Raw genomic sequence first — 11,930 nt, 5'->3', positions numbered from 1 at the left:
ATCGCCATACTGGCGGGCAAAGCCACATACAGGATGCCATGATGTCCGACCTGCCCTTTGACGGTGCGATCACCCGCTATTTCCGGAAGGGCGCGCCAAAGCCCATCCGCAAGGCCATCGAAGAGGCCGGCAAGGATGACCTCATCACCCCGGGCTATCCCTATCCCGCCGAGATGAAGCGCAAGGAGTACGACGCCACGATGGATGGGCTGCAACGCCAGCTCGTCCGCCTGCAGGCCGACATCAAGGCCAGCGGCAAGCGCGTCATCGTCCTCTTCGAAGGCCGCGACGCCGCAGGCAAGGGCGGCACGATCGACGTGATGCGCGAGAACCTCAACCCCCGCGTCTGCAACGTCGTTGCCCTCTCCAAACCCTCCGACCGCGAAGCGGCAAGCTGGTATTTCCAGCGCTATGTCGACTGGCTTCCCGCCGCAGGCGAAATGGCGATGTTCGACCGCTCTTGGTACAACCGCGCCATGGTGGAACATGTCTTCGGCTTCTGCACCCCAGCACAGCGCGAGACCTTCTTCCGGCAACTCCCGGAATTCGAACATATGCTGGTGGACGAAGGCTTCACCCTCGTGAAGCTCTGGCTGGAAGTGGGCCGCGCCGAACAGCTCCGCCGCTTCCTCGCCCGCGAAAGCGACCCGCTGAAACAGTGGAAACTCTCGCCCATCGACATCGACGGTCTGGGAAAATGGGACGACTATTGCACCGCCATCGATGAAACCATGGAACGGACGCATTTCGACTTCGCCCCTTGGACCGTGATCCTGTCCGATGACAAGAAACGCGCCCGCATCGCCGCCATCCAGACCGTCCTGCGCGCCGTCGATTTCCACGGCAAGGACGATGCCCTGATCGGCAAGCCCGATCCCGCCATCTGCGGCGGTCCCGACCTGCGCCCGAAAGGCTGAGATGAAGCACGGCTACCACCACGGCAACCTCCGGCAGGCGCTGGTCGAGGCGGCGCTGGCGCTCATCGCGGAACGCGGCCCCTCCGGCTTCACCCTGTCCGAGGCGGCGAAACGTGCCGATGTGACGCCTGCCGCCGTCTACCGCCATTTCGCGGGCCGCGACGACCTCATCGCCGAAGTGGCGCGGCAGGGCTACGACATCTTCGCCGCCTTGATGGAATTCGCCTATAATGACGGCCAGCCCTCCGCCCTTGCGGCGTTCGAGGCGACGGGCCGTGCCTATCTGGCCTTCGCCCGCAAATATCCGGGCCATTACATGGCGATGTTCGAAAGCGGACTCTCCTTCAACGCCCATCCCGACCTCGCGCTGGTGGCGGGCAAGGCCCGGGCCGTTCTGGAAAAGGCGGCAGAGAAACTGTCCGAACAGATGCCCGCCGACCGCCGCCCCCCGGCCACGATGTTCTCGGCCCATGTCTGGGCGATGAGCCACGGCGTGGTGGAACTCTACATGCGCGGCGCACCGGGGGCCAAATCACCCTTCACGCCCGAAGACCTGCTGGAGGCCGGAATCGGCATCTACCTGCGCGGTCTGGGCCTTCTGCCGCCGGATCGCTGACACCGGGCGCGAAGATTTTTCGTACGAAAAATCTTCGAAACCGAAAAATCTTCGTACGAAGATTTTTCGCCGGGGGCCAAGCCCCCGCCCTAGCGGAACAGGACAAGCGCCCCCGGCGACCAGCCCACCCGCGCCCGCGCGCCCCGATCCAGAACCGGGCGGCCGAACACGTTGCGCATCGAAATCCGCACCGGGGCCTCGGTCCCGTCGATGCGCACGTCGTAATAGGTCATGTCGCCGAAATAGACGACCTCCTCGATCGTCGCCATGCTCTCGCGGTCGGTCGCGGCGCTTCCCTCGTAAAGGATGGTCAGCGTCTCGGGACGGAAGCCGACAGTCGCCCCTTCGGCCGTCGCCCCGCCCATCACCTGCGACGCCTCCACATGGATGCGGCCAAAGCCCGCCGCCTCGATCTCCACCGAACCGGCGCCCTCTTCCAGCACCTTCGCGGGCAGGAAATTCATCGTGCCGATGAAATCCGCCACCTTCCGGCTGTTCGGTCGCCGATAGAGCGTCTCAGGATCCGCCAGTTGCGCGATCTCGCCCTCGAACATCACGGCGATCCGGTCGCTCATCACCAGCGCCTCCTCCTGATCGTGGGTGACAAGGATGAAGGTGATCCCCACCTGCCGCTGCAGCCGGATCAACTCCACCTGCATCTGCTCGCGCATCTTCTTGTCCAGCGCCGACAGCGGCTCATCCAGCAGCAGCACCTTGGGCTTCAGGATCAGCGCCCGCGCCAGCGCCACCCGCTGCCGCTGCCCGCCCGACAGCGCATGCGCCGCCCGCTTGCCATAGCCCTTCAGCCCCACCATCTCCAGCGCCTCGCCCACGGCGCGCGCCTTCTCCTCCTTGGACCGCGGATCACGCCGCAGACCGAAGCCCACATTCTCCTCCACGCTCAGATGCGGAAAGATGGCATAGGACTGGAACACCATGTTGGTCGGCCGCTTGTTCGCAGGCACCCCCGCCATGTCGCGCCCATCCACCAGCACCGCGCCCGAGGAGATGTCCTCGAACCCCGCGATGGTGCGCAAAAGCGTGGTCTTGCCGCAACCCGACGGCCCCAGCAGCGAAAAGAACTCGCCCGGACGGATCGTCCCCGTGATCCCGCGCAGCGCGTGGTAATCGCCGTAATACTTGTGGACGTCCCGGAACTCGATCATGGCGTCGGATTTGGTCACAGGAAGCCTCCGGTATCCTTGCCGCCGGCTTTCGCGATGCCGCGACGGCGGAAATATTCTGCTGTTGCAAGAAGGGCGATGGACAGAAGGACCAGCACCGTCCCCAGCGCCATCACGGCGGGCACCTTGGCCGGGAAGCGGAACTGACCATAGATATAGACCGACAGCACCGTATCGGTCCCGCCAAGGAAATAGGCGATGATGAATTCGTCCAGACTGATCGTGAAACAGATCAGCAGCGACGAGATGATCCCCGGCATCACCAAAGGCAGGATGATCAGCCAAAAGGTGGAAAGCGGCGTCTCGCCAAGGTCATAGGCCGCCTCCTCCAGCGACCGGTCCAGCGACTGGAAGGCCGAGGACAGGATCGCCACCGCAAAGGGCGTGCAGATCAGCACATGGCCAAGGATGATCGTCAGCAGCGAAAGCTCGATCCCCACCGCCAGCAGCACCACCAGAAGCGCCATCGCAAGGATCATCTCCGGCAGCACCATGGGCAGCATGATCAACCCCATGATCCCGGCCTTGGCCGGAAAGTTGAATCGGGTCGAAGACCGCGCCGCGAACAGCCCCAACAGCGTCGAGATCACCGCGACCGAGACCGAGATGGTCAGCGAATTCCGCACCGCGTTCCACAACGTGGTGTCCTGCCACATCTCCACGAACCAGGCCGTGGTGAACCCCTGCAACGGGAAGGCGATCACCTTGCTGTCGTTGAAGGCGAACAGCGGCAAGAGGATGATCGGCGCGTAAAGGAAGATCAGATAGACGATGGCATAGCCGCGAAAGACGGGGGATCTCATTTCGCACCCTTCAGGAAGCGCCGATTCAACAGCAGGAAGATCAGGGTCACCGCCGCCACCACCAGCATGGCCGAAACGGCGATGGCCGACCCAAGCTCCCGGTTGTTCTGCTTCAGCATCGTCCCCTCGATCCGGTTCGCGATCATCGGCAACTTGCCCCCGCCGATCAGGTCGGGCGTCACATAGTCGCCCACCGTCGGGATGAAGACGATCAGGACGGCGGCAATCACCCCCGGCATCGACAGGGGCAGCGTCACCCGCAGGAAGGTCATGAACTGGCTCTCGCCAAGGTCACGCCCCGCCTCCAGAAGCGACCGGTCGATCTTCTCCAGCGCCACGAAGATGGGCAGGATGGCAAAGGGCGCATAGGCATGGGCCAGCGTGATCACCAGCGCCTGCACGTTGTAATTGATGGCCTGCAAGGGGGCGTCGATGATGCCCAGCGACATCAGCCCCGAATTGATCACCCCGTTGAAGCCGAGGATCACCTTCCACAGGAACACCCGGATCAGATAGCTGGTCCAGAAGGGAATCGTGATCAGGAACAGCCACAGCGCCTTCTTGTCGGGCTTGACGTAGAAGCTCACGAAATAGGCCACAGGATAGGCCAGGATCACGGTGACAACCGTCACCGACAACGACACGGTCAGCGACCGCAGCATCAAAAGCTGGTTGATCCTGTCCGTCCAGACCGCGACGTAATTGCCGAACCCATAGCCGCCGCCTTCCAAAGACAGCGAATACAGCACCACCATCAACAGCGGTGCCGCCAGCAGAAGGATGACGTAAATCAGCGGCGGGCTGATCAGAAGAAGGCCATTCGCCTTCTCAGAGCGGCCCATCCCGCCGCCCGTTCCCCCATTCGAACCCATCGCGCCCCCTGTCGGCCCTTTGCTTTGGTCGGCCTTTGATCCGATCTTTGATCAAATTTAGACGCAACGGATGCGAAGGCGCAAGCACAGACGCAGGAACATTGCGGCACATCGCTGAAATGCACCGCAGATGCCCGAAAATCAAGCGCGGGTCTCAGCCCGCGACGCGTTCGATGCTGATCGAGCGTTTCTTCAACTCGTCATACAGCGTGGGCACGACGCGCAGCGATCCGACCGCCGTGCGCAGCGCATCGGAAAGCTTGCCATCCTGCGGCTTGCCCGCAACGCGCCACACCATCCGCCGCGCGACGCCGTCATCATAGACGATCTCCGTCTCGCCACCGCGCGACCGACGAATGCCAAGAAAATCCGCGCCGCCATGGGGCGCATGGAAAAAGGCCTGTTGTCCCATTTTCGGGTCCATTGTTTGTGCTGCTCTTATGGGCGCACAAAGGCCATGCAGGCGGCTCCGGGTCAATTCACCTTTTCGAAACCGCCGCCGCAACCCCGGAAACCGCGCCCGGAACGACACAGAATGGCCCCTTTCGCCGCAGATTGTGGCAATGCCCCTCACAGGATTGCCACATTCCCGCCGTAATCGCCGCCCCCTCAGACCGCAGGCGGGTCATAGGGCGGCCGCGACAACAGCCCCGCCAGCTTCTCCATCGCCAGCGTGAACCGTTCCTCGGGAATGTTCCCCGCCAGCGCGATCCGCACCGCGTGGGGCGCCCGCCCGTGGATCAGCGCATATTCATCCGCCGACCGCACCAGCACCCCCTCCGCCTCGGCCATCCGGGTAAAGGTCGAGGCCCGCCACCCCATCGGCAGGTTCAGGAAGGCAAAGCGCAGCCCCGGCTGCCAGGCCAGATCGAACCGCCCCAGATGATTCACCATGATCCGGATGCGACGATCCAGATCCTCGCTCACCTTGCGGCGGATCTCCTGCGCGGCCCCGCTCTCGAACAGGTGCAGGCACAATTCGCTTACCGGCTTGGCCAGCGCGAAAAAGGCATGCTGCGCCGTCAACCGCCCCGTCTCGCCCATCCCCGCCGGACACACGATATAGCCGAACCGCAGCGCTGCCGAGATCGTCTTCGACAGGCTGCCCACATGCCAGACCCGCTCCGGCGCCAGCGCCCGCAGGGCGGGCCATTCGCTTTCCGACAGGGTATAGCAATCATCCTCGATGATCTGCAGGTCGAAATGCCGGGCAATCGCCACGATCCGCGCCCGCCGTTCCGGCGTCATCCGCGCCGTCGTCGGGTTCTGCGCCTCGGTCGTCAGGCACAGCACCTGCGCCCCGTGCCGTCGGCAGGCCGCCTCCAGCGCCTCGGGGATCATCCCCTGATCATCCGTCTCCACCCCCACCACCTCCGCCCGCGCCAGCCGCGCGGCATGGCGGAACCCCGGATAGGCAAGCTCCTCGGTCAGGACGACAGGCCGATCCCCGCGCAGGCAACACAGGAAGATCAAGGCGATGGCATTCTGCCCCCCCGCGGTCAGGGCGATGTCATCCACCCCCACCTTGCCCAAATTACGATCCGACAGCCAGTCGCAGATGGACCGGCGCAGGGGCACCTCGCCGCGCTGCGTCGGATAGTCGATCCAGTCGTCGGTCATGTTGGCGATGCGCTCCCGCAGCGCCTCGGAAAAGGCGGCGGTTTGGCCAACATCCGGCAGGCGCGGCGCGCGCAGGTCGATCCGCCCGTTCACCTGATCCGGTTCCCGCTCCAGAAGCAAAGGCTGCGTCGGGCCCAGCCGCGGCGCCCGCGCCGCGACAAAGGTTCCCCGCCCCACCGTCGCCGCCAGAAGCCCCTCCTGCGTGGCCAGCGCATAGGCCCGCGACACCGTTCCCGGCGTCACCCCCAATTCCCACGCCAGATCGCGCACCGTGGGCAGTTGCGTCCCCTCGGCCAACTCCCCCGACCGGATCGCCTCCCGCAGCGCCCGCGACAGCGCGAGGTATTTGGGGCCGGGATAGGCCGCAAGATCGGGTTTCCAGATTGTTCCGGTCACAATGTTTCTCTGGCTGACAGCGATATGCTATTGTATCAATCGACTATCAGATTGCATTGATTGTATCAACACAAAAAGGACCACAAGATGCCCGCCCGCCCCTTCACCCCGACGCAAGCCCTGCCCGCGCCGCTGCCGCCGCTGTCGCGCCTGCTGGTCCGGCTCGCGCTCCTCTGGGCCGAATGGGAGGACCGCGCCCGTGGCCGCCGCGCGCTGCGCCACCTTGACCCGCATCTGCTGCGCGACATCGGCCTCAACGCCCCCGCCGCACAGGAAGAGATCGCGAAACCCTTCTGGCGGGACTGACCCCCGCCACACGGTCCCCTGACTGGGCCGGGCCTCGCGCCCGGCCTTTCTTTTTGGCCTATGCCCTGCCCCGCGCCGCCACGCGGGAATGCGTCGGCGCGAAGGGCCGGTCCTTGTCGAACACCGCCACGCTGTCATGGATATGGATGCCGGAACAATCCGGCCCCAGATCCGGCCTGCGCTCGCCATGGGTGTGATACCAGCGGTGCATGTCATCCACCATCCGGCGGGCGAAGTTGAAGAAATTCTCGCCGCTCCGGAATCCGCCGCCATAGCGCCGCAGATAGGCCGTGTGCAGGTCCTCGATCATATAGGTCCCGCCATAGGACAGCTTGGGAAACAGCACCTCGAAGGTCTTGTGGACATGCGGCATCAGGTGGCTGCCGTCATCCAGCACCACATCGACGCCCCCCATCTCCTCCACGACTCGCGCCAGAAACGCCGGATCGTCCTGCGAGCCGATCCGCACCTGCCCCGAAATCCCGTCGAAGGCCGCGCATTTCGGATCGATGTCGATCCCGAAGATCACCGCCTCCGGCCCGAAATAGCGCCGCCACAGATCCAGCGACCCGCCCTTCGACACACCGATTTCAAGGAACCGGAACGGCCGATTCCGCCAGCGCGCGAAATAGCGGTCATAAAGCGGCAGGTAATGATGCCACTTGTTGATCACCCGTTCCGTCCCGCTGGCATAAAGCTCCAGCAGATCGCCGTCGAATCCGTATTTCTCGCGGATGTCGCCGCGGATATCCGTCCCGCGAAAGGCATAGGCCGCATAGGGCCGCAGCTTCGCCGCCCTCCCCGCCGCCTCCGCCGGGGCGCCGGACCCGGCCTCCGCGACCGGAGGCTCCACCTCCGCCACGACAGGAACCTCCACCACCTCGGCGGCTATTCCGCTCCCACTGCCCATCGGTTTCCCGCCCTTCGCCGCCTTGACCGGCGCCGCCTTCTTCTTCGTTGCCATCACCTGATCCGATTCTCACCCGTACCGACGTAAGTATGCCCGCGCCCATACCCGCCACGCAAAGCAAAAGGCCCGCGCAACGCGCGGGCCTTCGCAGTCCGTGACCTGCGCGATACGCGCAGCGTTCCTTAGCGCTTGGAGAACTGGAACGACCGGCGGGCCTTCGCCTTGCCGTATTTCTTCCGTTCCACCACGCGCGAGTCGCGGGTCAGGAAACCTGCCGCCTTCAGCGCCGGGCGCAGCGAGGGTTCATAAAGCTGCAGCGCCTTCGAGATGCCGTGCTTCACCGCACCGGCCTGCCCCGAAAGACCGCCACCCGCCACCGTCGCGTAAACGTCGAACTGGCCTTCGACATTGGCGATCTGGAAGGGCTGCTTGAGGATCATCTGCAGCACGGGACGCGCGAAATAGACCGCCATCTCCTTGCCGTTCACGATGACCTTGCCCGAACCCGGCTTCACCCAGACGCGGGCGACCGCATCCTTCCGCTTGCCCGTCGCATAGGAACGGCCCAGCGAGTCGCGGACCGGCGCCTTCGGCGCGGCGGCTTCCGCAGCAGCGGGGGCCGAACCGGAAACGGCCGATTTCAGATCGTCGAGGGATTTGATGTCGGCCATGATCAGGCGCTCCGCGTGTTCTTCGGGTTCAGGACCTTCAGGTCCAGAACGGTGGGCTGCTGGGCTTCATGCGGATGGGCGGCACCCGCATAGACGCGCAGGTTGGTCATCTGCTGGCGGCCCAGACGGTTGCGGGTGATCATCCGCTCGACGGCCTTGATCACGACGCGCTCCGGATGGTTGCCTTCCAGCACCTGACGCGCGGTCCGCTGCTTGATCCCGCCGGGATGCCCGGTGTGCCAGTAATAGACCTTGTCGTTGCGCTTGTTGCCGGTCATCTGGATCTTGTCGGCGTTGATCACGATGACATTGTCACCCATGTCCATATGGGGGGTGAAGGTCGGCTTGTTCTTGCCGCGCAGGATGTTTGCGACGATCGTGGCGAGGCGGCCCAGAACGATGCCTTCGGCATCGATCAGGATCCACTTCTTCTCGATATCCGCAGGCGTTGCGGTGAAGGTTTTCATATCGAACCCTGTGAGTTGAAGCGGGGGTCACCCCCCGGGATCTTGGATGGCGGCTTATTGCCCGTCCCCGCGCAGGGGTCAAGTCCGCCGGACAAGAATTTATCAAGCAATATCAGACACCTGCAAAATAGGTATCATAATACCCCATGCAAGCCGCCCCTCAACGCAGCTTTGGCGGCCGTTCCGGGTCACTTCCCGGTGCCGCAGGGGCCGCCCGTTCCCGCACCTCCGGCGCCGGAATGTCGAAGCGCCGCGCCACCTGCACCATCCGGGCAAGGATCTCCTCCTCACCCGTCAGGAAGGTCACGTCCAGAACCCCCGCCTCCAGCCCCGAGAAGACCACCGCCTCGCGCACCGCATGGGCCAGCGCCTCGCGCGCCCCCTCCGCCGCGCCGACGATGACCAGCATGTGCCCCCTGCGCCCGCCGCGATAGGTCACCCCCATCAGCAGGGCAAAGGCCGCCAGCCCCGCCATCCGCGCCAGCTTCGCCTCCAGCGCTTGCACCAGAGCGGCAGGCAGGCGTCGCGGGATCTCGAACCGCTCCGGCACATCCTCGGCCTCTTCCGGCGCGCCCTCCAGCAGGCCCGCCAGCCAATCCATCGCCTCCGGCGGCAAGATCATCTGCGACGGGGCCACGCCAAGGTTCACCCCCAGCCCGATCCCCTGCCCCGCCAGCATCTGCGCGATCACCCGCCCCGGCAGCGCCGCATAGGGGGCCACTCCACCCGAAAACTCCGCCATCCGCTCCTCCAGATCGAAGATCAGGATGACCGGCCCCTCCTCCAGCGGAAAGAGGCGTGGCTTCAGGTCATTGCCCTCCGGCTCCTCCTCCAGCAGCAGGAAGAATTCGCCATCGGCCAGACAGTCGAAGAACCGCAACCGGCTCGCCTCATCCGTCTCGTCGCGCTCCATCGCCGCATGGGCGATATCCAGAGGTGTCATTCTCGGCTCTCCAGCACATCTCGCAGGCCCGCCCGCAATTCCGGCAAAAGATCGGCCTCGAACCACGGGTTGCGTCGCAGCCACCCGCTATTGCGCCACGAAGGATGGGGCAAGGGCCAGATGCCCCGCGCGGCATGGCTGCGCCACTCGGTCACGCGCCCCGTCATGCTCCCCGGCCCGATGTGCCAGCGCTGTGCCGCTTCGCCCACTGCCAGCGCCATCCGCACCTGCGGCAGATGCCCAAGCACCCGGTCGCGCCATGTCCGCGCGCAGATGGGCGGCGGCGGCAGATCCGCCCCCTTGGCATCGTAACCCGGAAAGCAGAAGGCCATCGGCACGATGGCAATCCGCGCGCGGTCATAGAATTCCGCCTCCGTCAGCCCCAGCCACGCCCGCAGCCTGTCGCCCGAGGCATCGGTGAAGGGCCGGCCCGAGGCATGGACCCGCGCCCCCGGTGCCTGCCCCGCAATCAGGACCCGCGCCCCCGGCGCGAACCATGCGACGGGACGCGGTTCATGGGCCGTCGCCGTCGCCGCGAAACGCGGCGCGCAAATGCGACAGGCCTGTAAATCCGCGATGCAGGCCGCCGTTTCCCTGTCAGGGGCTTGCGCGTCGCAGGGGGAGGTCATGGGTCGGTCACAATTGTCCAAACCGCGCGTGTCAGGGTCGCTGTCCATCGCATCAGAATGGCCGCTCCATGGCACCGAGGCAACACCGCCCGCCCCGCGCGGTGATTCCGCCTTGCGCGGGTCCGCACGCCTGCTAATGCGCGCCACATCCGCGCAGCAGGCAGGTTTCGTTCCGATGTATCGCGTCTCGCCCTTCGTCAGACGGTTCGCATGGGCGCTCCTTGGCGGGGTCTTCCTCGCCACGCTCTGGGTGAACCTCTCCCCCGCCAGCTATTACGATGCGATGGAATACCGCCTGATCGAACTGGCGAAACCCGCATGGATCGCGGGCGACGTCCTCGTCATCACCCCGATGACGGTGACCTCCGAACTGTTGATGCCGCTCTTCCTCTTCTTCGTGGGCAAGGAATTGTGGGAGGCGCTGGTCCTCCAGCGCGGCGCGCTGTCGGGCCGCCGCGCCCTCCTGCCCGCCGGGGCCGTCATCGGGGCCTGCCTCGGCGCCTTGGCGGTGTGGCTTGCCCATTCCGCCGTCTTCGTCGCCGATGAATGGGTGCATTGGGCCGAAGGCTGGCCCCTGCCCTTCGGGTCCGAGATCATCCTCGGCTATGTCGCGGGCCGCATGGTCTTTGGCCCCGCCCATCCCGCCCTGCACCTCCTCCTCCTCATCAGCATCGCGACCAGCATCCTCGGCATCCTCGCCGCGGGCCTCGCCTCTCCGGGCGGCGACCTGCAACCGCTCTGGCTCGCCCTGCCCGTGCTGGCCTGCGCGGCCCTCGCATGGCTCAACCGCAGGCCGCAGACCGACGACCTCACCGAACGCGACCGCCGCCGCGGCCAGACGCTCTGGCCCTATGCCGTGGCGGGCCTCGTCTCATGGCTGGGCGTCGTCGCGGCGGGCCTTCCCGGCGCGCTCGGCCTCCTGCCCGTCATCCCACTCATCCCCCATGCCGAACGCGCCTTCGGCCTGTTTGCCGAGGCCGAGGAATATCTCCACGACCCGCTCAACCGCCTTGCGCATTCCCTGGTCAAGCCGCTCGCCGTCGTCCTCTTCCTCTTCGGCCTCACCCGCGGCGGCATCGACCTTGCGGCCTTCGCCCCCACCACGATCACCGTCCTCCTCTCCACCTGGCTGGGCAAGCCGCTGGGCCTTCTCTTCGGCGCGCTCCTCATGGCGCAACTCTTCCGCCTGCCCATGCCTGCGGGCGTCCGCATCCGCGACCTCGTCCTCGTGGCGATCCTGTCGGGCATCGGCTTCACCGTCCCCGTCCTCTCGCTCGACACCGCCCTCCCCGGCGGCGCCATGGCCGAAGCCGCGCGCCTGGGCTTCGCCCTCTCCCTCCTCGCCTGGCCCGCAGCCCTCCTCCTCTCCCGCGCCCTCCGCCGCGCGGGCTAACATCCCCCGCCCGCCCGTCGTAGAAGGGAAACAGTGACCGATCATTCCTTTGCATTGTCACCGCGATAGGAATTCCGACATAATGTCGCCCGAATGGCAGGCTAACGCCAAGGGGAACGAAGGGTCCTCCGGACCGGGCACGTCGGCGCGGCCCCGGAACGGCAACGAGGCCCTTTCCACCGGGCAGGCAGGAACGAGGCAGG

General features: G+C 65.6%; 14 protein-coding genes. 4 read left to right on the top strand and 10 right to left on the bottom strand.

The features are described 5' to 3' along the window. The first annotated feature begins 38 nt into the window (after positions 1-38). Both ppk2 and TabM4_RS09340 read left to right on the top strand, forming a co-directional pair. Positions 39-917, top strand: a complete 879-nt coding sequence (ppk2, locus tag TabM4_RS09345; RefSeq protein ID WP_434621592.1) for a polyphosphate kinase 2 — start codon at positions 39-41, stop codon at positions 915-917. A gap of 1 nt (position 918) precedes the next feature. Then, positions 919-1,533 (top strand): TetR/AcrR family transcriptional regulator, encoded by a 615-nt coding sequence (locus tag TabM4_RS09340; RefSeq protein ID WP_434621589.1) that lies wholly within the window; start codon positions 919-921, stop codon positions 1,531-1,533. An 89-nt stretch (positions 1,534-1,622) separates the two neighbouring features. Here the strand turns inward: TabM4_RS09340 and TabM4_RS09335 are convergent, their stop codons facing one another. The 5 genes from TabM4_RS09335 to TabM4_RS09315 form a co-directional block, all read right to left on the bottom strand. Next, positions 1,623-2,699 (bottom strand): ABC transporter ATP-binding protein, encoded by a 1,077-nt coding sequence (locus TabM4_RS09335; RefSeq protein ID WP_434622000.1) that lies wholly within the window; start codon positions 2,697-2,699, stop codon positions 1,623-1,625. A gap of 14 nt (positions 2,700-2,713) precedes the next feature. Continuing rightward, complete coding sequence (locus TabM4_RS09330; protein WP_434621586.1) at positions 2,714-3,520, bottom strand: ABC transporter permease; 807 nt, start codon at positions 3,518-3,520, stop codon at positions 2,714-2,716. Then, the gene (locus TabM4_RS09325; RefSeq protein ID WP_434621583.1) at positions 3,517-4,392 is read right to left on the bottom strand and encodes an ABC transporter permease; all 876 of its coding nucleotides are present in this window, start codon (positions 4,390-4,392) and stop codon (positions 3,517-3,519) included. Before TabM4_RS09325 ends, TabM4_RS09330 begins: the two co-directional genes overlap by 4 nt. A gap of 154 nt (positions 4,393-4,546) precedes the next feature. Beyond that, entirely contained in the window at positions 4,547-4,804 is a 258-nt protein-coding gene (locus TabM4_RS09320; RefSeq protein ID WP_434621580.1) for a hypothetical protein, read from the bottom strand. A gap of 197 nt (positions 4,805-5,001) precedes the next feature. Beyond that, the gene (locus tag TabM4_RS09315) at positions 5,002-6,408 is read right to left on the bottom strand and encodes a PLP-dependent aminotransferase family protein (protein ID WP_434621577.1); all 1,407 of its coding nucleotides are present in this window, start codon (positions 6,406-6,408) and stop codon (positions 5,002-5,004) included. Between the two features lie 87 nt (positions 6,409-6,495). Here TabM4_RS09315 and TabM4_RS09310 point away from each other — a divergent pair, with 87 nt between their 5' ends. Continuing rightward, complete coding sequence (locus TabM4_RS09310) at positions 6,496-6,714, top strand: DUF1127 domain-containing protein (protein ID WP_434621575.1); 219 nt, start codon at positions 6,496-6,498, stop codon at positions 6,712-6,714. Positions 6,715-6,772: 58 nt separating this feature from the next. Here TabM4_RS09310 and TabM4_RS09305 read toward each other — a convergent pair whose 3' ends face one another. From TabM4_RS09305 to TabM4_RS09285, 5 genes are all read right to left on the bottom strand, one after another. After that, positions 6,773-7,678, bottom strand: a complete 906-nt coding sequence (locus TabM4_RS09305; RefSeq protein WP_434621572.1) for a class I SAM-dependent methyltransferase — start codon at positions 7,676-7,678, stop codon at positions 6,773-6,775. Between the two features lie 128 nt (positions 7,679-7,806). Next, positions 7,807-8,295 (bottom strand): 30S ribosomal protein S9, encoded by a 489-nt coding sequence (gene rpsI, locus TabM4_RS09300; protein ID WP_434621569.1) that lies wholly within the window; start codon positions 8,293-8,295, stop codon positions 7,807-7,809. Between the two features lie 2 nt (positions 8,296-8,297). Then, the gene (gene rplM / locus TabM4_RS09295; RefSeq protein ID WP_434621567.1) at positions 8,298-8,762 is read right to left on the bottom strand and encodes a 50S ribosomal protein L13; all 465 of its coding nucleotides are present in this window, start codon (positions 8,760-8,762) and stop codon (positions 8,298-8,300) included. Positions 8,763-8,922: 160 nt separating this feature from the next. Beyond that, entirely contained in the window at positions 8,923-9,705 is a 783-nt protein-coding gene (locus TabM4_RS09290; protein WP_434621564.1) for an SseB family protein, read from the bottom strand. Beyond that, positions 9,702-10,334, bottom strand: a complete 633-nt coding sequence (locus TabM4_RS09285; protein WP_434621562.1) for a uracil-DNA glycosylase family protein — start codon at positions 10,332-10,334, stop codon at positions 9,702-9,704. The genes TabM4_RS09290 and TabM4_RS09285 overlap by 4 nt, the downstream gene beginning before the upstream one ends. Positions 10,335-10,470: 136 nt before the next feature. Between TabM4_RS09285 and TabM4_RS09280 the strand changes: the two genes are divergently transcribed. Next, positions 10,471-11,727 (top strand): Na+/H+ antiporter NhaA, encoded by a 1,257-nt coding sequence (locus TabM4_RS09280; protein ID WP_434621559.1) that lies wholly within the window; start codon positions 10,471-10,473, stop codon positions 11,725-11,727. Positions 11,728-11,930 lie beyond the last annotated feature (203 nt).

It is taken from the genome of Tabrizicola sp. M-4, from assembly GCF_051132405.1.
Taxonomy (GTDB): Bacteria; Pseudomonadota; Alphaproteobacteria; order Rhodobacterales; family Rhodobacteraceae; genus Paragemmobacter.
Note: the sequence above shows the minus strand (reverse complement) of the source record. Positions and strands in the feature narration are given on the sequence as shown.

Bases quoted from the DNA above. Each gene is read 5' to 3' on its own strand.
- TabM4_RS09335 (WP_434622000.1), bottom strand. From the start codon at position 2,699: ATGATCGAGTTCCGGGACGTCCACAAGTATTACGGCGATTACCACGCG.
- TabM4_RS09340 (WP_434621589.1), top strand. From the start codon at position 919: ATGAAGCACGGCTACCACCACGGCAACCTCCGGCAGGCGCTGGTCGAG.
- TabM4_RS09285 (WP_434621562.1), bottom strand. From the start codon at position 10,334: ATGACCTCCCCCTGCGACGCGCAAGCCCCTGACAGGGAAACGGCGGCC.
- TabM4_RS09310 (WP_434621575.1), top strand. From the start codon at position 6,496: ATGCCCGCCCGCCCCTTCACCCCGACGCAAGCCCTGCCCGCGCCGCTG.
- TabM4_RS09305 (WP_434621572.1), bottom strand. From the start codon at position 7,678: ATGGCAACGAAGAAGAAGGCGGCGCCGGTCAAGGCGGCGAAGGGCGGG.
- TabM4_RS09280 (WP_434621559.1), top strand. From the start codon at position 10,471: ATGCGCGCCACATCCGCGCAGCAGGCAGGTTTCGTTCCGATGTATCGC.
- rpsI (WP_434621569.1), bottom strand. From the start codon at position 8,295: ATGGCCGACATCAAATCCCTCGACGATCTGAAATCGGCCGTTTCCGGT.
- TabM4_RS09290 (WP_434621564.1), bottom strand. From the start codon at position 9,705: ATGACACCTCTGGATATCGCCCATGCGGCGATGGAGCGCGACGAGACG.
- rplM (WP_434621567.1), bottom strand. From the start codon at position 8,762: ATGAAAACCTTCACCGCAACGCCTGCGGATATCGAGAAGAAGTGGATC.
- ppk2 (WP_434621592.1), top strand. From the start codon at position 39: ATGATGTCCGACCTGCCCTTTGACGGTGCGATCACCCGCTATTTCCGG.
- TabM4_RS09320 (WP_434621580.1), bottom strand. From the start codon at position 4,804: ATGGGACAACAGGCCTTTTTCCATGCGCCCCATGGCGGCGCGGATTTT.
- TabM4_RS09330 (WP_434621586.1), bottom strand. From the start codon at position 3,520: ATGAGATCCCCCGTCTTTCGCGGCTATGCCATCGTCTATCTGATCTTC.
- TabM4_RS09325 (WP_434621583.1), bottom strand. From the start codon at position 4,392: ATGGGTTCGAATGGGGGAACGGGCGGCGGGATGGGCCGCTCTGAGAAG.